The organism is Chelativorans sp. ZYF759, from assembly GCF_012911015.1.
Taxonomy (GTDB): Bacteria; Pseudomonadota; Alphaproteobacteria; order Rhizobiales; family Rhizobiaceae; genus ZYF759.
Genome location: NZ_WVVV01000010.1, coordinates 87,408 through 109,812 on the forward strand (window position 1 = coordinate 87,408; position 22,405 = coordinate 109,812).

The 22,405-nt window shown below is 63.8% G+C and carries 24 protein-coding genes; 8 read left to right on the top strand and 16 right to left on the bottom strand.

All coding sequences use genetic code 11. The annotated features are described in order from the left end of the window. The first annotated feature begins 6 nt into the window (after positions 1-6). From GRZ55_RS16365 to GRZ55_RS16390, 6 genes are all read left to right on the top strand, one after another. Positions 7-606 (top strand): glutathione S-transferase family protein, encoded by a 600-nt coding sequence (locus tag GRZ55_RS16365; RefSeq protein ID WP_169288026.1) that lies wholly within the window; start codon positions 7-9, stop codon positions 604-606. Next, positions 603-1,166, top strand: coding sequence for an urease accessory protein UreE (gene ureE, locus GRZ55_RS16370; RefSeq protein WP_169288027.1), 564 nt, complete (start codon positions 603-605; stop codon positions 1,164-1,166). Before GRZ55_RS16365 ends, ureE begins: the two co-directional genes overlap by 4 nt. Further along, on the top strand, positions 1,159-1,833 hold the full coding sequence (locus tag GRZ55_RS16375; RefSeq protein ID WP_169288028.1) for an urease accessory protein UreF: 675 nt from the start codon (positions 1,159-1,161) through the stop codon (positions 1,831-1,833). Before ureE ends, GRZ55_RS16375 begins: the two co-directional genes overlap by 8 nt. After that, positions 1,830-2,225: a hypothetical protein gene (locus GRZ55_RS16380; protein ID WP_169288029.1), complete on the top strand. Its 396-nt coding sequence runs from the start codon at positions 1,830-1,832 to the stop codon at positions 2,223-2,225. Before GRZ55_RS16375 ends, GRZ55_RS16380 begins: the two co-directional genes overlap by 4 nt. Beyond that, positions 2,222-2,869 (top strand): urease accessory protein UreG, encoded by a 648-nt coding sequence (gene ureG / locus GRZ55_RS16385; RefSeq protein ID WP_169288030.1) that lies wholly within the window; start codon positions 2,222-2,224, stop codon positions 2,867-2,869. The genes GRZ55_RS16380 and ureG overlap by 4 nt, the downstream gene beginning before the upstream one ends. A gap of 104 nt (positions 2,870-2,973) precedes the next feature. After that, positions 2,974-3,867, top strand: coding sequence for a dihydrodipicolinate synthase family protein (locus GRZ55_RS16390; RefSeq protein ID WP_169288031.1), 894 nt, complete (start codon positions 2,974-2,976; stop codon positions 3,865-3,867). Positions 3,868-3,915: 48 nt separating this feature from the next. Here GRZ55_RS16390 and GRZ55_RS16395 read toward each other — a convergent pair whose 3' ends face one another. Next, complete coding sequence (locus GRZ55_RS16395; protein ID WP_169288032.1) at positions 3,916-4,416, bottom strand: DUF2231 domain-containing protein; 501 nt, start codon at positions 4,414-4,416, stop codon at positions 3,916-3,918. Between the two features lie 44 nt (positions 4,417-4,460). Between GRZ55_RS16395 and GRZ55_RS16400 the strand changes: the two genes are divergently transcribed. Further along, complete coding sequence (locus GRZ55_RS16400; protein WP_368856632.1) at positions 4,461-5,354, top strand: Crp/Fnr family transcriptional regulator; 894 nt, start codon at positions 4,461-4,463, stop codon at positions 5,352-5,354. 11 nt (positions 5,355-5,365) lie between these two features. On the opposite strand, the gene GRZ55_RS16405 is transcribed toward GRZ55_RS16400, so the two are convergent. From GRZ55_RS16405 to GRZ55_RS16460, 12 genes are all read right to left on the bottom strand, one after another. Further along, entirely contained in the window at positions 5,366-5,548 is a 183-nt protein-coding gene (locus tag GRZ55_RS16405; protein ID WP_169288033.1) for a hypothetical protein, read from the bottom strand. Between the two features lie 77 nt (positions 5,549-5,625). Next, on the bottom strand, positions 5,626-6,372 hold the full coding sequence (locus GRZ55_RS16410; RefSeq protein WP_169288034.1) for a Crp/Fnr family transcriptional regulator: 747 nt from the start codon (positions 6,370-6,372) through the stop codon (positions 5,626-5,628). Between the two features lie 166 nt (positions 6,373-6,538). Next, positions 6,539-8,347 (bottom strand): acyclic terpene utilization AtuA family protein, encoded by a 1,809-nt coding sequence (locus tag GRZ55_RS16415; protein WP_169288035.1) that lies wholly within the window; start codon positions 8,345-8,347, stop codon positions 6,539-6,541. Next, positions 8,344-9,165 carry an enoyl-CoA hydratase/isomerase family protein gene (locus GRZ55_RS16420; RefSeq protein WP_169288036.1) on the bottom strand — a complete coding sequence of 274 codons (822 nt, stop codon included), beginning with the start codon at positions 9,163-9,165 and terminating at the stop codon, positions 8,344-8,346. The genes GRZ55_RS16415 and GRZ55_RS16420 overlap by 4 nt, the downstream gene beginning before the upstream one ends. A 100-nt stretch (positions 9,166-9,265) precedes the next feature. Next, complete coding sequence (locus GRZ55_RS16425) at positions 9,266-10,888, bottom strand: glycoside hydrolase family 43 protein (RefSeq protein WP_169288070.1); 1,623 nt, start codon at positions 10,886-10,888, stop codon at positions 9,266-9,268. Next, entirely contained in the window at positions 10,885-11,934 is a 1,050-nt protein-coding gene (gene mgrA, locus GRZ55_RS16430; RefSeq protein ID WP_169288037.1) for an L-glyceraldehyde 3-phosphate reductase, read from the bottom strand. The genes GRZ55_RS16425 and mgrA overlap by 4 nt, the downstream gene beginning before the upstream one ends. A gap of 17 nt (positions 11,935-11,951) precedes the next feature. Further along, positions 11,952-13,109: a Gfo/Idh/MocA family protein gene (locus GRZ55_RS16435; RefSeq protein WP_169288038.1), complete on the bottom strand. Its 1,158-nt coding sequence runs from the start codon at positions 13,107-13,109 to the stop codon at positions 11,952-11,954. 4 nt (positions 13,110-13,113) lie between these two features. Then, positions 13,114-13,863 (bottom strand): sugar phosphate isomerase/epimerase, encoded by a 750-nt coding sequence (locus tag GRZ55_RS16440; RefSeq protein ID WP_169288039.1) that lies wholly within the window; start codon positions 13,861-13,863, stop codon positions 13,114-13,116. 33 nt (positions 13,864-13,896) lie between these two features. Beyond that, positions 13,897-14,982 carry an ABC transporter ATP-binding protein gene (locus tag GRZ55_RS16445; protein WP_169288040.1) on the bottom strand — a complete coding sequence of 362 codons (1,086 nt, stop codon included), beginning with the start codon at positions 14,980-14,982 and terminating at the stop codon, positions 13,897-13,899. A gap of 14 nt (positions 14,983-14,996) precedes the next feature. Further along, positions 14,997-15,947, bottom strand: a complete 951-nt coding sequence (locus GRZ55_RS16450; RefSeq protein ID WP_169288041.1) for a carbohydrate ABC transporter permease — start codon at positions 15,945-15,947, stop codon at positions 14,997-14,999. Next, positions 15,940-16,836, bottom strand: a complete 897-nt coding sequence (locus tag GRZ55_RS16455; protein ID WP_169288042.1) for a carbohydrate ABC transporter permease — start codon at positions 16,834-16,836, stop codon at positions 15,940-15,942. Before GRZ55_RS16455 ends, GRZ55_RS16450 begins: the two co-directional genes overlap by 8 nt. 73 nt (positions 16,837-16,909) lie before the next feature. Continuing rightward, the gene (locus tag GRZ55_RS16460; protein ID WP_169288043.1) at positions 16,910-18,139 is read right to left on the bottom strand and encodes an ABC transporter substrate-binding protein; all 1,230 of its coding nucleotides are present in this window, start codon (positions 18,137-18,139) and stop codon (positions 16,910-16,912) included. A 370-nt stretch (positions 18,140-18,509) separates the two neighbouring features. On the opposite strand from GRZ55_RS16460, the gene GRZ55_RS16465 reads away from it, so the two are divergent. Continuing rightward, complete coding sequence (locus GRZ55_RS16465) at positions 18,510-19,562, top strand: LacI family transcriptional regulator (protein ID WP_169288044.1); 1,053 nt, start codon at positions 18,510-18,512, stop codon at positions 19,560-19,562. Positions 19,563-19,577: 15 nt separating this feature from the next. On the opposite strand, the gene GRZ55_RS16470 is transcribed toward GRZ55_RS16465, so the two are convergent. The 3 genes from GRZ55_RS16470 to GRZ55_RS16480 form a co-directional block, all read right to left on the bottom strand. Then, positions 19,578-20,264 carry a D-lyxose/D-mannose family sugar isomerase gene (locus GRZ55_RS16470; RefSeq protein ID WP_169288045.1) on the bottom strand — a complete coding sequence of 229 codons (687 nt, stop codon included), beginning with the start codon at positions 20,262-20,264 and terminating at the stop codon, positions 19,578-19,580. 140 nt (positions 20,265-20,404) lie between these two features. Further along, the gene (locus GRZ55_RS16475; RefSeq protein WP_306785610.1) at positions 20,405-21,436 is read right to left on the bottom strand and encodes a TRAP transporter substrate-binding protein; all 1,032 of its coding nucleotides are present in this window, start codon (positions 21,434-21,436) and stop codon (positions 20,405-20,407) included. A gap of 150 nt (positions 21,437-21,586) precedes the next feature. Next, entirely contained in the window at positions 21,587-22,330 is a 744-nt protein-coding gene (locus GRZ55_RS16480) for a GntR family transcriptional regulator (protein ID WP_169288046.1), read from the bottom strand. Positions 22,331-22,405: the final 75 nt, after the last annotated feature.

Below are 22,405 nucleotides of genomic sequence, written 5' to 3' on the forward strand. Positions count from 1 at the left end.
TTTGCCATGTATCAAGCAGTCGGATCGCCGGGCTCGCGGTTGACGCGCGTCACCTGGATGCTGGAGGAACTCGGCCAGCCCTACGAGATCGTCAAGGCCAAGCAACATTCCGACACGATGCGTCGCTACAACCCGACCGGAAAGGTGCCGGCACTGGTCGACGGCGATCTGGTGGTGACGGACTCGGCTGCCATCTGCGCCTATCTCGCCGAAAAACATGCCGACAAGGGCATGGGCGCCACGAACCCCGCCGAACGCGCGGAATTGAACTCGTGGCTCTTCTTCGCGCAATGCGAGCTCGAAGCGCCCTTGTGGAACAAGCTCAAGCACCGGATGCTTCTGAGCGAGGAGTTGCGTGCCGAGGTGGGGCCTTGGGCGGCATATGAATTCGCCCGCGAGATTGAAAATTTCGACAAGCGCCTCGGCGACCGGACCTTTACCATGGGCGAGCGCTTCACGGCTGCCGACATCATCCTGGGTCATTGCGGGCAATGGGCACGGGGCGCGAAATTCGAGATCGCATCCGAGCGCGGGAATGCCTATTTCGACCGTGTCCTGGCGCGTCCTGCGCTGGCACGGGCCAAGGAAAAGGAAGCCGCCGCATGAAACTGTCGATCAACACGGACTTCACCAAGCTGCCGCGCGCCGGCTCGGTACTGAAAGCCAACGAAGCAGGACCGGACGTCACGCCCATCGGCCGCGCGGTGCTCGCCCATGACGAGCGGCATTTGAGGCGCAAGGTTCTCGAACTCGGAGAGGGCACCAAGGTGCTCGTCGATCTTCCCGAGCCGGTCGCCCTCGATCATGGCGACATGCTGGTGCTGGATGACGGGCGCCATGCCGAGATCGTGGCGGCTGAAGAAGAGCTCTACGACATCCGCGCCAGCGACCGGTTGCATCAGGCGGAGTTGTGCTGGCACATCGGCAACCGGCATCTGGCGGCGCAGATCGAGGAAGACCGAATTCTCATCCTGCGCGACCATGTCATCAAGGCGATGCTGGAAGGACTGGGCGCCAGGGTAACCGACGTGGTGGAGCCCTTCATGCCGCTGCGCGGCGCCTATTCCGGTCATGGGCACGGCCATCACCATCACCACGAAGACGGGAAGCCTGACGCGCATGGCCGCCTGCCGGGGGATCCGCACTACGGCCACAACCATGCCTGAGGGCGCGGGCCAAGCCGCGGCACTCCTGCGGCTGATGGCCTGGCTCTCGCCGACCTTCCCGGTCGGATCCTTCGCCTACAGCCATGGGCTGGAGCGCGCCGTGCATGACGGACTCGTCGACGATCGAAAGGCACTGGTGGCCTGGATTCGCATGTTGATCGATCGCGGTTCGGCCTGGAACGACGCGCTGTTGGCCGTTGAAAGCCACAGGTGTGCCCGTGCGGGGGAAAGTATCGCCGATGTCGCCGCGCTCGCAGAGGCGCTTGCCGGCTCGCGGGAACGCCATATGGAAACGATGCTGCAGGGCGCGGCCTTCGTGGAAGCCGCGCGGCAATGGCCGATAGCGAGCGCTCCCGCCCTGCCTGACAGATGCGCCTATTGCGTTGCCTTCGGCGCCGTGGCTGGCGCGCATGGCATCGAACCGGAGGCAGCCCTTGGCGCCTATCTCCAGGCCTTCATATCCAATCAGCTGCAGGCCGCAATCCGGCTCTCCGTCATCGGCCAGAAGGACGGCGTCGGCATCGTCGCCGAGCTGGAGCCCGAAATCACCGCCGTGGCGAATAGGGCGGCGCGATCCACGCTCGCCGATCTCGGCTCGGCGACCATCATGGCCGATACGATGGCCATGCGGCATGAGACCCAGTATTCGAGGCTGTTCAGATCATGAGCCGGCTGCCGCGTTTCCATTTTGTCCAGCAGAGAGGGCCGTGGATCGCGCAATGCGCTGATCCCTTCTGCATGACGCATCTCGGGACGGATACGCTGCCGGTGATGCGTGATTTTGGCGACGGACAATGGACGTGGCGCAATCCCGTCCTGTTCGCAGCAAACCCCGATCAGTTCGGCCGCGCCTGGTGGAACGATCAAGGTCAGGAGCGATGGCGTGAATTATTGCTATCGGGCGCGCCCGTTCTCGTCCGCCACGCGATCCCGCCCACCCCGGACGCCCCGACGGGTTCGGTGGGCCAGTCCATCGGAATATTCAGGACAAGCGACGTCGAGATCGGGGAGGGTCATATGACACTGAAACTCGTGGAAAGATTGGCCGAGGTAACATGAGATCATCGCACGGACCCCTCCGCGTCGGAATCGGCGGACCCGTCGGCTCGGGCAAGACGACGCTCACGGAGAAGCTCTGCAAGGCGCTGAGCCCGCATTTCTCCCTCGCCGTGGTGACCAACGACATCTACACCAAGGAGGACGCACTGATGCTGGCGCGCCTTCAGGCGCTGCCCGAAGAGCGCATCATGGGCGTCGAGACGGGTGGATGCCCGCACACGGCAATTCGCGAGGACGCCTCGATCAACCTGCAGGCGATCGCCCAGATGAATGAACGTTTCCCTGATCTCGACATCGTCTTCATCGAATCGGGCGGCGACAATCTGGCTGCCACTTTCTCACCGGACCTGGCAGACCTGACGCTCTACGTGATTTCCGTCTGCCAGGGCGGCGATATTCCGCGGAAGGGCGGGCCCGGCATAACCCGCTCCGATTTCCTGGTCATCAACAAGGCCGATCTCGCGCCGCATGTGAATGTGGATCTCGAGTTGATGGATGTCGACGCGCGCCGCATGAGATCGGGCAAGGCCTTTGCCTTTACCGACCTGTCGCGCGGCAAGGGGATCGAAGAAATCGCCCGCTTCATCATCGAGCAGGGCGGTCTCGGCGTGGCCGAGGAGATGTCTGGGGAAGCCGCCGTCTGAGGCTGGTCGGACGCCAGCGGCAGTCTTGCCGTATCGATCAGTTGAAGGGCCGCGCCTGTCGGAGGAGAGGCGGCCGTGGAATTTGAATGCAAGGAGCAGGACCGATGTGGACAGGCATTTTGCCCGCCGTGACAACCAAGTTCGACAACGAGGGAAAGCTGGACGGCGCCGAGAACGAGCGCTGCTTCGGCCTCCAGATGGATGCGGGATGTGACGGCCTCATCGTGTGCGGGTCGCTCGGCGAAGGCCCCATGCTGGAGCTCGACGAAAAGCTTGAAATCCTGAAGATCGCGAAGTCCGCGGCATCCGGCAAGCCGGTGCTCATGACGGTGGCCGCGGCCTCGACCGCCCAGTCCGCCACCATCGCCAAAGCAGCGGCAAAAGCCGGTGCTGACGGCCTCATGGTCGTGCCGAGCCTGATCTATCACACCAACTACGACGAGACGCTCGCCACGCTGAAGGCGGTGGCCGAGGCTTCCGACCTGCCGATCATGATCTACTCCAACCGTGTGGCCTACAAGGTCGACATCACGCCGGAGATCATGGAGGAACTGGCCGGCGACCAACGTTTCGTTGCGATCAAGGAATCATCCGACGACATCCGTCGCACCACTGAGATCGTCAATCGACTTGGCGACCGCTATGCCATCCTGACGGGCGTCGACAATCTTGCCTATGAGGCATTGGTGATGGGAGCCGTCGGATGGGTGGCGGGGCTGGTGTGCGCCTTCCCGAAGGAAACGGTGGCGATCTATCGTCTGCTGAAGGCCGGGCGCCATGCCGAGGCCCTCGAGATCTATCGCTGGTTCAGGCCGCTGCTTGATCTCGACGTCTCCACCTACCTTGTCCAGAACATCAAGCGGGCCGAGGTGCACGCAATCGGCTCCAACGACCGCGTGCGCGCGCCGCGCCTGCCGCTGGCCGGCGCCATGAAGGAGGAGGTCGACCGCATCGTGCTCGACGCGATCTCATCCAGGCCGTCTTTGCCACGGATATGAGATCGGCCGCCCGAGCACGCGATTCGACATCGCGTCCTCGCGCGGTGGTCACTCCTTGGTCGACACCATGATGCCCACGCCATGGTGGAAAACCAACTTGCCGCCGTGATAGCCGGCGAGGCCGGTAAAGATGCTGGCGAGGATGGACAGGATCAGTCCATGGGGCAGGACCGAGGTCTCGTCGACCAGCCTGATACCCCAGTTCATCCCTGCGATGGCAAGGAGGGTCATCGCCGCGATGGCGTGGGTCCAGCTGCCGACGCGCCCCCTTATGCCTGCCACGAGCAGGAGTTCCGCGGTCCCCACGAGCCCGGCGGCCACGCCGGTGACGAAGGCGAAGCCCGCCGCCCAAAGCCCGGCCCGCAGGAAGAACTCGTCACCGGACCACCAATAGAAGATGTCGCAGCCGAGCGTCGCAATGACGAGCGCGATCGGGAAGTGTACGGCCATGGCATGGATAGGGTGTCCCGCGACGGCAACAGCGGATTCGATGCTCTTTTCCGTAATCGCCTCAATGACGGGATTGTCGCTGCCGCTGCTTTTCGCCATCGCATTCAACTCCTCGCATCCGGATCGGGTTTGAAGATAGGCCCGTGCACCCCCATGTCCACCCTTCGGCGGATATGGGGGTTCGGTCGTACCACTTTGTGGCGGTTCCGCTTGACAGCGCCGCCTGCAACATCAATCCCTCCTTGCATATGGCTGAGATCCGCTTCAACGAATTGGGAAAGCCGGCAGAGGCTCACAGAATGTCGACCACACAACAATACAATCCGCTGGCGCTCCAACTATTGGCTCGAGATCGCTTGAATGACGAGGAAATGGGCATCCTCAACGATCTGGCTTCCGTCACGCCCAAGCAGATGGCCATTGGCGACAATCTGGTGCTGGAAGGCGATTCGCCCACGGCCAGCTGCCTCATGCTGAGCGGATATTCGGCCCGTTATCATGTCCTCTCGGACGGCAAGCGCAACATCAGCGCGATTCACGTGCCTGGCGATTTCGTGGATCTGCACTCCCTGTTGCTGCAGCCCATGGACCACGGCGTGATCGCGCTTTCCGCTGCAAGCGTAGTGATGATCCCCCATACGCGGTTGCGCGGACTGACCGAAACCCATCCGCACCTTTCCCGGATGTTGTGGTTGAGTACGCTGGTTGACGCCGCGATGCACCGGCGCTGGCTTGTTGCTTCCGGGCGCCTGTCGCCGGTGGGACGTGTTGCCCACCTTCTTTGCGAGCTTTTCGTCAGGCTTCGTACGGTACACCAGGTGGATGGCAATCGTTTCTGGCTGCCCATGACCCAGGCGCAACTGAGTGATGCGATGGGGCTTTCGACGGTGCATATCAACCGGACACTTCAGGAGATGCGCAAGCGCGGCCTGATCGTCTGGTCGGGCGCCGACGTCGAAATCCTGGACTGGGAGGCGCTGGCATCGGCAGCCGAGTTCGATGCGGGCTACCTCAATCTGCAGACCCGGGCTCGCTGAGGGCGCCGGTCTCAGTCGAAATTCACGACGAGCCCTTCCCGAACGGCATGCTGGGCGATCAACTCGGCCAGTTCCCGATCGTCGAGCGGGCAATTAGGCAGCACGGATTTGATGCTGCGCACTGCGTTGGCGGTCGAAACGACCGGCGCTGGCCGGGTCTCGACATAATTGCGAATGACTTCATCGATGGTCATCGTGTGCTTCGCTTTCGTGGCGCCTCGTCGGCAAGCATCATGCTACAGGCGATGAAGGCGATCCGATATCACACAGGTTAAGCGAGGATGGCGTTTTCGGCCCGTACCAATTCGAGATCACCAAAGCCCAGATAGCTCGCGTCAAATTCGGCGAGTTGTTTCAATTCGCACCAGTCGAGCACGGTCACGGAGTGATCCTCGAGCAGAATCAGGCGTTGCGTCCGCAAGATTTTCAGCACCCGGTTCACATGCACCACAGACAGGCCCAGCGTGTCGGCAAGATCGGTCTGGGTGAGCGGGAGCGGGAAGGTCATCTGTCGGGCCCTGCCGGCCACCTTGAGACGCACGCAAAGTTCACAGATCAGGTGGGCCAGTCTGCCGAGCGCGCTACGGCGACCCATGGCGACAAGCCATTCGCGCGCCATTTCGGCATCGACGAGCGTATCCGCCCACAACAACTGCGTCAGCTGAGGGTGGCGTGACGAGGTTATGCGCAGCGTTTCATGATCGATCATTGCAAGGCGGCAAGGCGACAGGGTGACGACGTTCTGCGTCGTGCGCGCGAGCAGAAAATCGTGAAGATCGACAAAGTCTCCAGGAACGTGAAGAGCACTTATCTGGCGGCGCCCATTCGACAGAATCCGGTATCGTGCCGCGAAACCTTCAAGCAGCAATGAACAGGATTTGGCGGGAACCTCAGCGTCGACGATCTGGTGGCCGGCATCAACGAGACGTTGCCGGCCAATACTGCCGATAATCGGCTCGAATGTCCTCTCAGCCCCACCGAAGCGCGTGCTCCACTTGGCAATCAATGATTCTGGCAAAGCTAATTTCCGAAAATGCCGCTTAAGGGCTCGGGCGAGCCATCTCGACTTTCGGATACAAGAGATTCAGGGACCGCGCGCTTTCATTTGTTAGTCTGCAACGACTGGCGCCAAAGCGGCATGCGTTCCGTGTGGCGGGCCATTCCAAACCTTTCGGGTCAAGCGCTCAAGGATCGTCGGAACGGCCAGCCTCGTTGCTGCCGGCCCAGCTCACGGGCACGTCGACCGGCAGGTCGAGAACCATCTGCGCGTAGGTCTTGGCCTGCGGATCGTAGCGCAGGCTGGCGGTCCCGCCCCCACCGAGAACGTCGTGCAGGAGGAAGTTGAGCGCGTGGAAGCCGGGCAGCAGGAAGCGCCGCACCTCACCCTCCAGATAATGGGCGAAGAAGTCGGCGATGCGCTCCGCAGTGACCTGTTGGACGAGGAGCGCATAGTATTCCGGCTCCCGGGCAATGATCCCGATATTGGCATGGTTTCCTTTGTCGCCACTGCGGCCCCACGCCAGCGTGCGCAGTGGAAGGGAGACCGTCGGCCCTTCGAGATCTATTGCGGGAGGCGCAACAGGGGGTGGAGGGGGCTGACTCCGACCGTCGATCGGCACAGCAACAACCGCGCGCGGCACACCGTCCATTTCCACCACAACCTGGACCTGCGATTTCGGCCATAGGAAGGAGTGCACCCTGAGCACGGGAGCCGGCTTCGGGCGTCCGTGCAGCACGCCTGTAAGCCCCTGCGCCATCGCGACCCCCGGATGGGCGAATTCACGCGCGAAGACATCCAGCGCCTCGGCCTGCCGGTGGCGCAGGCCAAGCTTGACCACCACCTCGCGCGCCTCCTTGACCCGGGCAGCCGCGCCATAGGTGTCTTCCGCGCCGATCACCTCGATCGAGATCTCGTCGTAAGGGGCCATTCCCTGGCCGGCCAGCATACGAGCCGTGCGTTCGACAAGTGCCTCGGCGCTACGCCTTCCCTTGGCGCCGGCTTGCCAGCCGGCAATCATGTAGGTGGTCATGATCCGATAGCCGTCGAGATGGGTGCCGCAGACCTTGAAGTCGGGGCCGGGCGCGCGTCCCTTCGCACCGCTTACGCGGACCCGGTCAGGACCATCCTGTTCCAGGTGGACCTCGGAAAAGTCGCAGATGACGTCGGGCAGGTGATAGGATTGCGGATCGCCGATCTCGTAGACGATCTGCTCGGCCACCGTGCCGATGGAGACGAGGCCGCCGGTGCCGGCTGGCTTGGTGACGGTGAAGCTGCCGTCCTCGACGCACTCGACGATGGGAAAACCCATGTCGGGCCAGCCATCGGCAACAGCCTCCCAGTCAGTGAAGAGGCCGCCCGTTGCCTGGGCGCCGCACTCAATGACGTGGCCCGCCAGCGATCCGGCGGCCAGCCGGTCGTAGTCGTCGGCTCGCCAGCCGAACTCGTGCATCAGCGGTCCGAGCGCCATCGCGGAATCGACGACCCGGCCGGTAATCACCACATCGGCCCCCTCGTCGAGCGCGCGCGCGATGGCGCCGGCCCCGAGATAGGCGTTGAGCGAGGCAAAGCGCGCGGGCAGGGCAGCCCCGGAGAACATCTCGAGCGGCGCCGCGCGGCGGAGCGCTTCCATGTCCGGCATCAGATCGTCGCCAAGCACGACCGCGACCTTGAAGTCGAGGTCCTGTTCGCCGGCGGCCGCGAGAAAGGCGTCACGTGCCGCGTGCGGGTTCATGCCGCCACTATTGGTCACGAGACGGATACCGCGCTCGCGGATCGGTTGCAGCACCGGTTTGACGGAAACCAGCCAGTCAGGGATGAAACCGGCCTCCGGCGACTTCGCCCGAGCCCGTGCCAGGAGCGCCATCGTGACTTCGGCCAGATAGTCGCCGACGAGGTAGTCGACATTGCCCTTCTCGACGAGTTGCCGCGCGCCATGGATGGTGTCGCCCCACGCCGCCGCGGCCCCGCCAATGCGAACGGTGCGTCGGCTCAAGACTTCTCTCCGCCATCGACCACATAGGACGGTTTTCGCTTCTCGAGAAAGGCGGCAACGCCTTCCTGACCCTCCGGCCCGAGAAGGCATCGCGCGAAGCTGTCGGCCGCCATGTCGATCATGGCTTGCCTGTCCAGTCGGCTGGTGGCGGCGACCAGACTTTTGGTCTCGGCGTTGGCGCCTGGCGCGCAGCGCAGGACCCCGCCACGGATCCTGGCCTCGCGCAACGTCAGTTCGTCCGCCTCCGCGGCGAGTTCGTCGACGAGGCCGATACGCAGCGCTTCGGCGGCGTCGAACCGGGCACCTGCGAGCATCATGCGCCGCGCGACAGAAGGACCGACGCGCTCGACGACCAGCGGAGCGATCTGTGCCGGGGGAATGCCCAGCATTGTCTCGGTCAGTGCGAATTGCGAGTCCACGGTAGCGACGACGAAATCGCCGGCGCAGGCAAGCCCCAGCCCGCCGGCCACCGCCGCGCCCTCGACAAGCATGACCGTTACCTGCGGAAGCTCCCGGATGAGATGGAAGAGTTCGCCCGCCTGGCGGCTGAAGGCGGCTACATCCTCATGGGAAGTGTGCCCCGACAGGATGTTCTGAAAGTCCTTGAGGTCGCCGCCGGCACAGAAGATCCCACCCCGCCCGCGGAAGGTGACGCCCCGGATCGCGCGGTCAGCACGAAGCGCGCGTGCCGTTGCCGCCAGTTCCTCCGCCATTCGGGCCGACAGCGCGTTTCGTGCCTGCGGCCGATTGAACCAGATCGTGAGCCATGGCCCGGCACGCTCAAGGACAAGCGTTTCGGGCTGCGGGTAAGCAATCATCGCGTCCGATCCTCCCTTCGGATGGACCGCCATGTTACGGTAAGGACGCGCCCGGGGCGACAGGGCAGGGCCCATCGCCAACATGTTTCGCCGGGAAACGCTAGGTCCTGGCGGGGGCGTAGGTGAAGTGATGGAAGCGCGCACGCGCCGCCTGCCCGCTGGTGTCGAAAGCCGCCATGCCCACGAAGGCGCCGGTAAAGGAGCCGTGCTCGCCGCGTCCCGCCTCGTCGGAAATGAGGCTGGCATCGAGTTCGAGCTCGAGCGCCTGCCACTCCTGCCCCGTGCGGTAGAAGAGCTTCTCGCTGGCGCCGTCGATCTCCATCGCGAGGCCGACCGGACCGGCCGGTGGCAGGGGGATCGGTAGTGCCAGGGGAAATGCCAGCCGACCGTCAGGCCAGTCGGCGGGGCACGACATCACGGTCAGCACGCGCCCCAATTCCGCGTCGTGCGTGACGGCCAGAAAATGGAATTTGTGGCGGTTGTAGTAGTGAACGATCCCGGCCGCCTGCTGATAGGTCCCTGGAGAAAAGTCCAGCGTGGTCTCGGCGCGGAAGGCGAAATGCTCCTGCCGACGGGCGACCAGCGCCTGCTCGAACCAGCTGCCGATCGATTCACGGCCGAATAACGTCAGGCGCCCTGGCTGTTCGCTGAGCGAGAAGATGCGTTCGGGCTGGGGCGTGCGCAGCCATTGGAATTCGGGTGGCAGCGTCTCGCCTTCGAATCCACGGCGGATGGGCGCGGCGGCGGGGAGCCGCGCGGCCTCGCCGGGAGCCGGCACCTCGACATTGGGCACCTGGCCGCCATGGGCGAGATAGAGCCAGCCATCTTCGCTCCACACACACTTCTGGATCGCGGTTTCGCGCCCGAGCGGCGAGCGCTTCGTGCCGGGCAGGGGCCGAGAGCAGAGATGGGTGTGATAGGTCTGCCCGTCCGGCGTCTCCACGATCTGGCCGTGCCCCGACCGCTGCAGCACGGCGCCTGGCGCATCCTTCGAAGTAATGGGGTGGATGAGCGGGTGAAGCTCATATGGCCCCTCGATGCGGCGCGCGCGCGCCATGGTGACGGCATGGTCGTATCCCGTGCCGCCTTCGGCGGTCGTCAGATAGTACCAGCCGTCGCGCTTGTAGAGATGCGGCGCCTCGACAAGGCCGTGCGCGCTGCCGGGAAAGATGTTCCTGACCGGCCCGATCAGCTTGCCGGCCGCATGGTCCCATTCCTGCAGGAGAATGCCGTCAAAAGACGGGTGTTTCGGCTGCCCGCCGATACCCGTCGAAACATGGTTCCAGACCATGTTGACGAACCATTTGCGGCCGTCGTCGTCGTGGAACAGCGACGGGTCGAAGCCGCTCGAATTAACGTAGGACGGGTCGGACCAGGGCCCCTCGATCGAAGGCGCGGTGACGATGTAGTTGTGCGCGTCCTTGAAGTTGCCATCGAGCCGTTTGACGTCGGTATAGACCAGCCAGAACAGGCCGTCGGCGTGAGACAGGCAGGGCGCCCAGATGCCGCAGGAATCGGGGTTGCCCCTCATGTCGAGCTGGCTGGCGCGGGTCAGCGGCCGCGCCACCAGCGTCCAGTTCACCAGATCGGTCGAATGATGGATCTGCACGCCCGGATACCATTCGAAGGTGGAGGTCGCGATGTAGTAGTCCGCCCCGACCCTGCAGATCGAAGGATCGGGATTGAAGCCGGGCAGGATGGGATTGATGATGGTTGCCATCAGTGCTTTCTTTCTGGTCCCTTCCGTTCCGCGGAGGCCGCCCACAGATTGATGTCGGCTTCGCGCGCATGCTGGTCGATCTCGGCCAGCTCGTCTGCGGTAAAGTCGGGTGCGGCGAGCGCGCCGACGCAATCCTCCACCTGCTCGGGCCGGCTTGCGCCGATCAGGGCGGTGGTGACGCGGCCGCCGCGCAAGACCCAGGCGATCGCCATCTGGGCCAACGTCTGCCCGCGCCTTTCCGCGATCGCGTTGAGCGCGCGGATGCGTTCGAGATTGTCGTCGCTGAGGAACTCCGTGCGCAGCGATTTGCCTTGCGCCGCGCGGCTGCCCTCGGGAACGCCCTTGAGGTACTTGTCGGTCAGCATGCCCTGGGCGAGTGGGGAAAAGACGATCGATCCGATGCCGAGATCGTCCAGCGTGTCGAGCAGTCCGTCATCCTCCACCCAGCGATTGATCATCGAGTAGCTGGGCTGGTGAATGAGACAGGGCGTGCCGAGTTCCTTCAGGATCGCCACCGCCTCGCGGGTGCGCTGCGAATTGTAGGACGAGATCCCCGCATAGAGCGCCTTGCCTGACCGCACGGCCTGATCCAGCGCGCCCATGGTTTCCTCGAGCGGCGTGTCGGGATCGAAACGGTGCGAATAGAAGATGTCGACATAGTCGAGACCCATGCGCTTCAGGCTCTGGTCTAGGCTCGACAGGAGATATTTGCGCGAACCCCACTCCCCATAGGGCCCGGGCCACATGAGGTAGCCGGCTTTGGTCGAAATGATCATCTCGTCGCGATAGCCCGCGAAATCGGTGCGCAGTATCTCGCCGAAGGCTTCCTCCGCCGATCCGGGCGGCGGTCCATAATTGTTGGCAAGGTCGAAATGGGTGATCCCGAGGTCGAAGGCCTTGCGGCAGATCGCCTGTTTGGTCGCGTGCGCGGTGTCATGGCCGAAATTGTGCCAAAGCCCGAGCGACAGCGCCGGCAGCTTGAGGCCGGAAGTCCCGCAGCGATTATAGACCATCCGCTCGTAGCGGTCCTCGGCCGGTTGCCAGCGCATGTGATTCTCCTTCTTCCTCACGCGACCTTTTCGTCGGCGACGGGGAGTGAGAGATCAAGCGCTTCCTTCGGCGAGAGGGCTGCCGGCCGTTCGCATGTCGTCCGCATGGTCTCGAAGCGGCCGCTTTCGCCCGACCGCAGGATGCCGGTCATGATGTCGACCACATGCAGCGCGAATTCGCCCGAACAGCGGTGCGCGCGATCCTCCATGATCGCGAGCGCCATGTCGGCCAGCCCCACGGCGCGATAATTCGCCAAATCCCGGCCACCGGGATCCTGGTTCACGACGCCGAAGGCATGGTCCCAGGGTTCCGACGGGGTCGCCGGCTCGGCCTCACGGGTAAAGCGCACTTCGCCGCCGAAGAAGTTAGGGTCGGGAAGGAAGAGCGAGCCCTCCTCGCCATAGATTTCCAGCGGCGCATGGCCGTGATTCCACACGTCCCAGCTGGCGTTCAGCGTGACGACCGCGCCGTTCTCGAATTCCAGCAATGCGTGGATGGTGGTCGGCGTGTTGACCTCGATCGTCTGGCCGCGGCGCGGTTCGGAGGTGATGGTGCGCTGGCGCGCGGGGATCGACGTCAGGGCAGCGACCTGCCGCACGGGGCCGGCAAGCTGGACGAGATTGGCGAGGTAATAGGGTCCGAGATCGAGGATCGGGCCGCCGCCGGGCTGGAAGAAGAAGTCGGGGTTGGGGTGCCAGTGCTCCATGCCGTGGCCCATGACATGGGCCGTGCCGCTGGTGATCTTCCCGATCAGCCCGCTGTCGACGATGTGACGGCCATGCTGGTGCGCGCCGCCCAGGAACGTGTCGGGAGCGGAGCCGATCCTGAGGCCCTTCTTGCGCGCCAGGCTGGCCAGCTCCAGCCCCTCCTCGACCGTCAGCACGTAGGGCTTTTCCGAATAGACGTGCTTGCCCGCTTCAAGGATGGCGCGCGAGACCTCGTAATGGGCGGCGGGAATGGTGAGGTTGACGACGATGTCTATGTCTTCGGCGGCAAGCAACCCGGAAACCGTGTCCGCGCGGATCGAATACTCTTTCGCCTTGGCAGCGGCGACCGTCTCGTCGAGATCGGCACAACCGCGCATCTCGATGCCACGAAAGAGCGGCGCCAGGCGCAGATAGGTCGTCGCGATGTTGCCACATCCGATGACGCCGATGCCCAGTCTGCGTTGCATGTTTCTACTCCTGGAATTGTTGGGCGCTCGTCAGCGAGCGGCTGGCGAAGCGCTTCACGTCGCTTGGGTTGTCGTGTTCCATGACGAGGATCTTGGCCGCGGTCCGCTCGCGCAGCGCCTTCATGATCCCGGGCCAGTCGAGGACACCGTGGCCGACATCGGCCCATCCATCCTCTTCCTTCGCCTCGCCTTCCGGCGCGATATCCTTGACATGGGCAGCAACGATCCGCGTGCCGTATTCGCGAATCCAGGCCATCGGATCGGCGCCGCCACGGACGACCCAGGCCACGTCGATCTCCCACCCTATCTCCGGCGCGGCGTCGAGGATCACGCGCATCGGCACGATGCCGTCCGTGCCCTCGAACTCGAAATCGTGATTGTGCCAGGCGAAGGCGAGGCCGGCCTTCGCGCAGGCCTCGTTGACCGCGGCGAGCCGGGCTGCGAAACCGCGCCATCCCGCTTCGTCCACCGGCCGCAGGTCCGCCGCGACGTGGGGGCAGATCACCGTGGCGACGCCAAGCATTTCGGCGATGGATCGGGCCTTGTCGAAATCATTCTCCAGCAGATCGAGGCTGAAATGCGCGGTCGGCATGGAAAGACCGTGCTTGTCGAGCAGGGCGCGCAGCGCGGTCGGGTCTTCATAAAGGCCTCCGAAGCCTTCGACATTGTGGTAGCCGGCCGCCGCCACCATCGCCAGGGCATCATCCCAGGGCGTGAAGTTGCGGGCACTGTAAAGTTGGAAGGACCAGGTCATCGTTGGCTCCATCGGGAAGGAGAAAGGGACGGCTCAGAGACGCTCGCCATGCGTCGCGTCGAAAATCGAGGCGCGGCCGGGATCAAAGCCGACGAGCACGCGCTCGCCTGGGCGCGGCACCTTGTCGGTCTCGGCGCGCACTGTCAGGCTTTCACCTCCATAGCGGGTCCAGACCAGCGTGTCAGACCCCATCGGTTCGATGATCTCGACCTCGACTTCCGCCGTCACCGGCATCTCGTCGGCGCCATGACCGAGGACAACATGTTCGGGACGAAGGCCCAGTTCGACCTGGCGCCCCTCTGGGCCGGGCCCGGCGAAATCGTACCGCGAGAGATCGACGCTGATGTCACCGGACTTGAAAACGGGTGCGCTGTTGGTCTCGATGCTGCCCTCGAAGAAGTTCATGCCCGGCGAACCGATAAAACCTGCCACGAAACGGTTGACCGGCCGACTGTAGATTTCCTGGGGCGTGTCCAGCTGCTGGATGACCCCGCCCTTCATGACCGCGATGCGATCGGCCAGGGTCATGGCTTCGATCTGGTCGTGGGTGACATACACCATGGTGTTGCCGAGCTTCTGGTGCAGCCTCTTGATCTCGACGCGCAGCTCGCCGCGCAGCTTGGCATCGAGATTGGAGAGCGGCTCGTCGAACAGGAAGACCTCGACATCGCGGACCAGGGCGCGCCCGATCGCCACGCGCTGGCGCTGGCCGCCGGAAAGTTCAGCCGGCCTTCGCGCCAGCAGCGGCTCGATCTGAAGGATCGAGGCTGCGCGTGCCACGCGCTCCGCGATCTCGGCCTTCGGTAGCCGGGCGTTCTTGAGCCCGAAGGACAGGTTGCCGGCGACGCTCATCTGCGGATAGAGCGCATAGGACTGGAAAACCATCCCGATGCCGCGGTCCTTCGGCTCCTCCCAGGTCACGTTCTTGCCATTGATGTGGATCTGCCCGGCCGTGACGTCGAGCAGACCGGCGATGCAGTTGAGCAGCGTGGACTTGCCGCAGCCCGACGGGCCCAGCAGGACGAGGAACTCGCCTTTTCCAATCTCCAGATTGAGCGATTTCAGCACCTCCACGGCGCCGAAGCTCAGCGACACGTCCCGAACGATGACGCTCGACATTCGGCTATCTCCGTCTAACCCTTGACTGCGCCAGCGGCGATGCCGCGGACGAACAGCTTGCCCGAAATGAAGTAGATGATGAGCGGCACGAGACCCGTGAGCAGCGTTGCCGCCATGTTGACGTTGTATTCCCGCACGCCCTGCACCGAATTGACGATGTTGTTGAGCTGGACCGTCATCGGATAGGTGTCGGGCCGGCCATAGACGACGCCGAACAGGAAGTCGTTCCAGATGCCGGTGACCTGGATGATCAGCGCCACGACGAAGATCGGCAGCGACATCGGCAGCATTATCTTGAAATAGATGCCCCAGAACCCCGCCCCGTCGACCCGTGCCGCCTTGAACAGTTCCACCGGGATCGAGCTGAAATAGTTGCGGAACAGCAAGGTGAGGATGGGCATGCCGAAGATGGAATGGACCATCACCAGGCCCCAGATCGAGCCGTAGAGTCCCATTTCGCGCAGCAGGATGACGATCGGATAGAGCATCACCTGGTAGGGAATGAAGGCGCCGATGATGAGGATCGTGAAGAAGGTGTCCGCACCCTTGAAGCGCCAGTTGGCAAGCGCGTAGCCGTTGATCGAGGCGATGGCGATCGACGCGATCACCGACGGGACGGTGATGCGCACCGAATTCCAGAAGCCTCGTGAAAGTCCGTCGCAGTTCAGGCCCGTGCAGGCCTCTGCCCACGCTTTCACCCAGGGCTCGAAAGTGATCTCGACCGGCGGCGCGAAGATGTTGCCGAAGCGGATCTCCGGCATGCCCTTCAGCGAGGTCACGACCATGACGTAGAGCGGCAGCAGGTAGTAGACGGCCACCACGAACAGCGTGCCGTAAACGACGATGTTGCGTCTCGAGACGATGCGGCGGGGACGCGGCCCGTAGGGTTCGGATCTCGCCCCGTTCCAGCCTGCGGTGGTCGGGTCGGTTTCGGCGGCGGTGGCCGCCGTGCGGATATCAGCCATGACGCCGTCTCCCGAATTCAAGATAGGCCCACGGGATCAGGACGATGAGGACCGACAAAAGCATCATGGTCGAGGCGGCAAAGCCCTGGCCGAGATTCTGCGCCTGGAACATCATGTCGTAGACATATTTGGCCGGCACCTCCGACGCGATTCCGGGACCGCCGCCGGTCTGGGCCACGACAAGGTCATAGACCTTGACGATACCGGAAGCGATCAGCACCAGCGAGGTGATGAGCACACCGCGCATCATGGGGATCACGATGAAGATGTAGGTCTTCCACATCGGAATCCCGTCCACCCGGGCCGCTTTCCAGATGTCCTCGTCGATGCCGCGCAGTCCCGCCAGCATGAGGCACATGACCAGTCCCGTGCCCTGCCAGAGGGCGGCGATGAGAATCCCGAAGATCACGATGTTGGTATTGTAGAGCGGATCGAAACTGAAGCTCGTCCAGCCGAGGTCGCGCACGACCTGCTGAAGGCCGAAATCGGGATTGAGCAGCCACTGCCACACCAGCCCCGTCACGATGAACGAGAGCGCGAAGGGATAGAGGAAGATCGAGCGGAACGTGTTCTCGAAGCGGATCTTCTGGTCGAGCAGCGCTGCCAGGATGAAGCCGATCACCAGCGAGAAGATCAGCATGCAGATGCCGTAGATGAACAGGTTCTGGATCGAGATCATCCAGCGCGTCGAGGACCAGAGCCGCTCATACTGCTCGATGCCGACGAAATTCAGCCGCGGCAGGAGGCGCGAATTGGTGAAGGAATAGACGACCGTCCAGATCGTGCCGCCCGCGAAGATGACGAGCGCGGTCAGGATCATCGGGATCGAAGCGATCTTTGCACTGAGGTTTCGAAACAGCCGGGTGGGCCGTCGGGTCTGCGCCTGCATGATGCGCCTCTGCCGCTGGGCGAAAAGGTGACGCCGGCTCCCAGGGTCGGGAGCCGGCGCCGTCTGGGAGGCTTTAGTCGGCCTGCGAGATGATGGTGGCGAACTGCGCCTGGGCGTCTTCCGCCGTCATCTCCGAATTGAAGAACTCGGTCATCAGATCGTTGATCTGCGTGACCGTGTCCTGGCTCAGCACCTGCTCGACGGCCGGCACCGTATTGCCTGCTGCAAGGATTTCGAGGCCCTTCTTCATGCAGTCATTGGCGGCCTCGAGGTCGACATCGCCGCGCACCGGAAGCGAGCCCTTCTTGAGGTTGAAGGCCACCTGCGTTTCCGGCGAAAGCATGATGCGGGCGAGTTCGAGCTGGGCGTCCGACTTCTCGGCGTCATCGAGGACGGGGAAGTAGAACGCGTCGCCGCCGGTGGCGATGACGTCATGGACACCGAGACCGGGCAGGCAGCTGTAATCGTCGCCCGCGACCAGGCCGGCAGCCTGGAAGTCGCCCTGCGCCCAGTCGCCCATGATCTGGCCGCCCGCGTCGCCGGAGATCACGAGGTTGGTCGCCTGCTGCCATTCGACCGCATTCGACCCCCTTGACATCTCGCGGGCATCGTCGGCCGCCGCAAAAACCCTGGCCACCTCTTCTCCGGCGGAAAATTCGGCGTCCTTGTCGCCATAGACCTGGTTGAAGACGTCCGGTCCACCAAGCCCCACCATCAGGACCTGGAACAGCCCGGCGGCCTGCCAGGACTGGCTGCCGAGCGCCAGGGGGACCTTGCCCGCCTCACGCAGGGCCGGCGCAGCCTCGACGAACTCGTCCCAGTTGGTGGGAACGTCGACGCCAGCGTCTTCGAAGGCCTGGTTGGACAGCCAGAGCCACTGCCATGAGTGGATGTTGATCGGCGCGCAGTAGATCCTGCCGTCGAGCGTGCAGCCGTCAAGAAGCGACGGCGGGTTGACGATGTCGCGCCAGCCATCTTCCTCGGCGATTTCGGTCAGGTCGCGGAACAAGCCTGCCTCAACCAGTTCCTCGGCCTGGCGGCCGTGGTTGAACTGAGTGGCACCCATCGGATCACCCCCGAGGAGGCGGCTGACGAAGACGGATCGCGCGGTGGGGCCGCCACCGGCGATGGCGCCATCGATCCAGGTATGGCCGGCCTCCTCGAAGGCCCTGGCGAATTCGGCGACGCCTGCGGCTTCGCCGCCCGAGGTCCACCAGTGGGTGACTTCGAGTTCGGTGGCATGGCTGGCGGTAGTGAAAGCAACACTTGCGGCGAAGGCAGCGGTCAAAAGCCCGTAGCGCATCAGATTTCCTCCCTGAAACTGTAACGTTACAGATAGGAGCGTAGCGAAAGAAAAATACGCTGGCAACGGCCTGAGCGCATCAGGCTCATATTTTTTTCGAATGACGAATTAAATGGTCGGGCCCGTTTGGCGGCGGTTGTATGCTTGCGCACCGCAGCAAAACCGGGTCTCTGCAGCTCTAAGTCCTTCTAACTTAAGGTTGTGCGCTGCAACCTGAGGGGGCGCTTTACGCTCTCCTGGGACGCGCGCTATCCGAATTCCTGCTCGGCCAAGCGTTGGAAGTCAGGAAAAGTCTGTAACGTTACAGGAGCCGCTTGGCGCTTTGGCGACCGTGGTGTAAACGGGTGGGCGGAGAAGCAGGCGGGACATGATGAGCAGTCGAGGTGAATATGACGGGCGGGGTGGCGAGGCGCCCCGCACCGACGGCGGCCAGCCGACGCTCAAGACCATCGCCTTCATGACCGGGCTCGGCGTGACGACAGTCTCGCGCGCATTGAAGGATGCGTCCGACATTTCTCTCGACACGCGCCGCCGCGTGCAACTGGTGGCCCGTCAGATTGGCTATCGCCCGAATCGCGCCGGGGTCCGCCTTCGGACGGGCAAGACCAACGTGATCAGCCTCGTGCTGGATACCGACGAACAGCTCATGGGATTCGTGTCGGACATCATCTCGGGTATCTCCGGGCATCTGGCCGCAACGCCATACCACCTGATCGTCACCCCTTATTCGCGCAAGTCCGACCCGATGGACCCGATCCGCTATGTCGTCGAGACCCATTCGGCCGACGGCATCATCCTTTCGCGCACCGAGCCCGAAGATGCCCGCGTCCGCTATCTGGCCGAGCGCAATTTTCCGTTTGCGACGCATGGCCGGACTTCCGGCAGCATCGCCCACGCCTATCATGACTTCGACAACGAGGCTTTCGCTCGCCTGGCCGTCGACAGGCTGACCGCGCTCGGCAGGAGACGTATCGCGCTCCTGGCGCCCCCGACGAGGCTGACTTACCATCAGCACATGCTTCGCGGCTTCAGGCAGGGCCTGGCCGAAAGCCCCGCCAGGGAAATCCCGTTCACCGAGGCGAGCATCGATCAGCCCATTGAGGCGATACGCGACGCCGCGCGCAGCCTGGCCAAGCGCGACGAGAGGCCGGACGGCTTCATCTGCGCCAGTGCCGCTTCGGCACTCGCCCTTGTCGCCGGTGTGGAGGAAGCCGGCCTTGTCATAGGCAAGGATTTCGACGTGGTCTCCAAACAGTCGGCCAACATCCTCCCCCTGTTCCGGCGGGAGATCCAGGTGGTCAACGAGGACTTCCGCAAGGCGGGAGATGAACTGGCGCGCAGCGTGCTGGCGTTGATCGGTGGCGAGCGGCCCGAAAACCTCGGCTCCCTCTATGTGCCCCACGCGGTGCAGACAGGCATCTGAACCGGCTGGGAATGATCAGGGCAGCCAGGTGGCGTAATCCGAGACGAGAAGGCGCCAGGGCGCTTCGTCTTCCTCGATGTCGGCGAAGCGGCTCACCGGTTCGGCGAACACATTGTCGGTCTGGTCGTCATTGACCGTTGAGATCTCGCCAATGAGCAGGTCGCCTTCTTCGGCCCAGAAGGCGTGCCAGATGCCGGGTAGAAGGGTCACGCTCTCGCCGGGCAAAAGCCTGAGCACGCCGCCGGCGGGCAGTTCGTGCATCCTGGCGTCGACCGCAACTTTCACAACCGCATCGGGATCGATACTCCCGTCGGGCGCCGACATGTGAAGCTCGATCGCAAGCGTTCCGCCCCCGCGATTGACGATGTCTTCGGCTTTCACCCGATGCCGGTGCATCGGCGCGAGTTGGCCCTTGCGCGAGATCATGATCTTTTCGGCGTAGAGCATGCCGCGCCCGAGGGCGAGATCGGCTGGATGTCCATTGCGAACGGTGAAGAGCAGCAGGCCGGTCGAGTTGAAGTCTCCGCGGCCGTAATCGGTGACATCCCACCCCAGCCTTGCGTCGATGAGGCCGGACAAGTCGGCGCGATGTTCCTGCATCATGCCAGGCGAAAGGTCGGCGAAGGGTGGCAGGACATAGCCGTGAGCGGCGATGAACGCCTGGCCCTCGCGCAGGAGGGCGTTGATCTGGGATCGCTTCACGCTGTGGCTCCCGGGACAGTCGGAAGCGCGACACTACGCCAGATGCGCCGAGCATTCACCCCGCGCAATATCCCAGGAAACGAAAAAGGGTCGGCCGCGAGTGCGGCCGACCCTCCAGGCGCGGTGTCCCCCGCTACCCTTTAATTGCCGTTGGTGTGCTTATCGATCATCGCACGGGCTTCTTCGACCAGCGCGGCTGCGTCGAGACCCTGAGCCGTCATCTCCTCGATCCAGGAGTCGATCAGCGGGGATGCGGTGTCGATCCAGCGCTGGGTCTCTTCCTCGTCGAGCGTGATGATGTTGTTGCCCAGCTCTTCGGCGATGCCGAGGCCGTAGACGTCGCCCTCGTCCATGACGCGGCCGAACATGGCAGCGGTCTCGATACCGGAATTGGCGTCGATCACGGCCTTGAGGTCGTCGGGCAGTGCCTCATACGCATCCTTGTTCATCGCGAAGACGAACAGCTGGGTATAGAGGCCGTTGGCGCCGGAGAAACCGGTGTGGTTGGTCACAAGCTCGCTGATGCGCAGCGAAGGCGTCACTTCCCACGGAACCGTCGTGGCGTCGATGACGCCGCGCGACAGCGATTCCGGCACCTGCGGCACGGGCATGCCGACCGGCTCTGCGCCGAGCGCGACCAGCATCTCGTTCACCACGCGCGAGCCGCCGCGGATCTTGAGGCCGCTCATGTCGTCGAGGCTCTCGATCGGACGGTTCGAGTGGATGAGACCGGGTCCGTGCGTGTGCCAGGCGATGACCTTGACGCTGTCGAATTCGTCAGTGCAGTGGGTTTCGCAATATTCGTGGAACGCCTTCGAGGTGATCTCGCCATCCACCATCATGAAGGGCAGCTCGAACGGCTCCGTCGAGGGGAAGCGTCCGGGCGTGTAGCCCACGATGGTCCAAACCAGATCGACGACGCCATCCTGCGCCTGGTCGAACAGCTGGGGCGGCGCGCCGCCCAGCGACATCGCGTGGTAGAGCTCGATCGAGATGCGGCCATCCGATTCCTCTTCGACCTTCTGGGCCCACGGAGTGAGCGCATTGGCCGGGATGGTCGCCTGTTGTGGCAGCATCTGGTGCAGGCGGAGCGTGACTTCCTGGGCGACAGCCGAGGTTGCCATGGCTCCGACGGCCACTGCCGAAATGAGCAAAGTCTTGAGTTTCATCATATCTGCCAGTCCTCCCTTGCAGCTAGATTGTTATATCGTAGAACTTTCTTCGGTAAAAGAGGCGTTTCATCCAAAAATTTCGCCCACAGATTGCAGCGCCCGCCGCCTGGGGCGCGAGCTAAAAATGCTTATGCGGCCGGATCTTGGCCTTCAGGTGGAGACGAGTTTCAGCCCTGGAACGCGCTCGATGAGCGAACTGTCCTTCATGACGAAGTCGAGGTTCTGGCGGGCCAGCCGCGCATGCTCGCGGCCGAGCGCTTCAGCGCGTGAACCCTCGCGCATCTCGATGGCGTGCACCAGCGCCCGATGATGCGCCTGGCCGATCACCAGCGAGGCGCGGAAGGCCGGGATGTCGGTCTGGGCGTTCAGGAACGCACTTGGCCCGGCAAAGGGAAGCTGCGTGGCGTGCTCGATCTGGCGCTGGATGATCCGGCTGCCGGACAGTTCCGCCAGCAACTGGTGGAACTGGGCGTTCAGGTCCTCGTATTTGATGAAATCGAGCTGGTCGACGGGAACCGCGACGATCGGGTCGAGTTCGGCCACGATCGCCCGCAACTGCGCCAGCCGGGCAGGGGCCACCCCGCGTTCGGCCGCAAGCCGGGCCGCCGTGCCCTCCAGCACGCCGCGCAGTTCGATCGCATCGGCCACGTCGGCCACCGTGAAGGCGCGGACCGAGTAGCCGCCGGAGGGAATCGCGTCCAGGATGCCCTCCTGTTCCAGGCGCGCCAGCGCTGCGCGCACGGGGGTGCGGGAGATGCCCAGGCGCTCGCTGATATTGACCTCGGACAGCCGCTCGCCCGGCGCGATTTCGCCGGAAAAGACGAGGTCGCGCACGCCCAGAACGGCCTTCAGCGATTGCGAGGCCGTGCGTTCCTGTTTCGGTGGCTGTCCCATCGGCTGGTCCCAGGCTTTCCGGAGGCGGGGGTCGACATCAAACCGGTACAAACTGTATACAACCCCGTCAAGAGC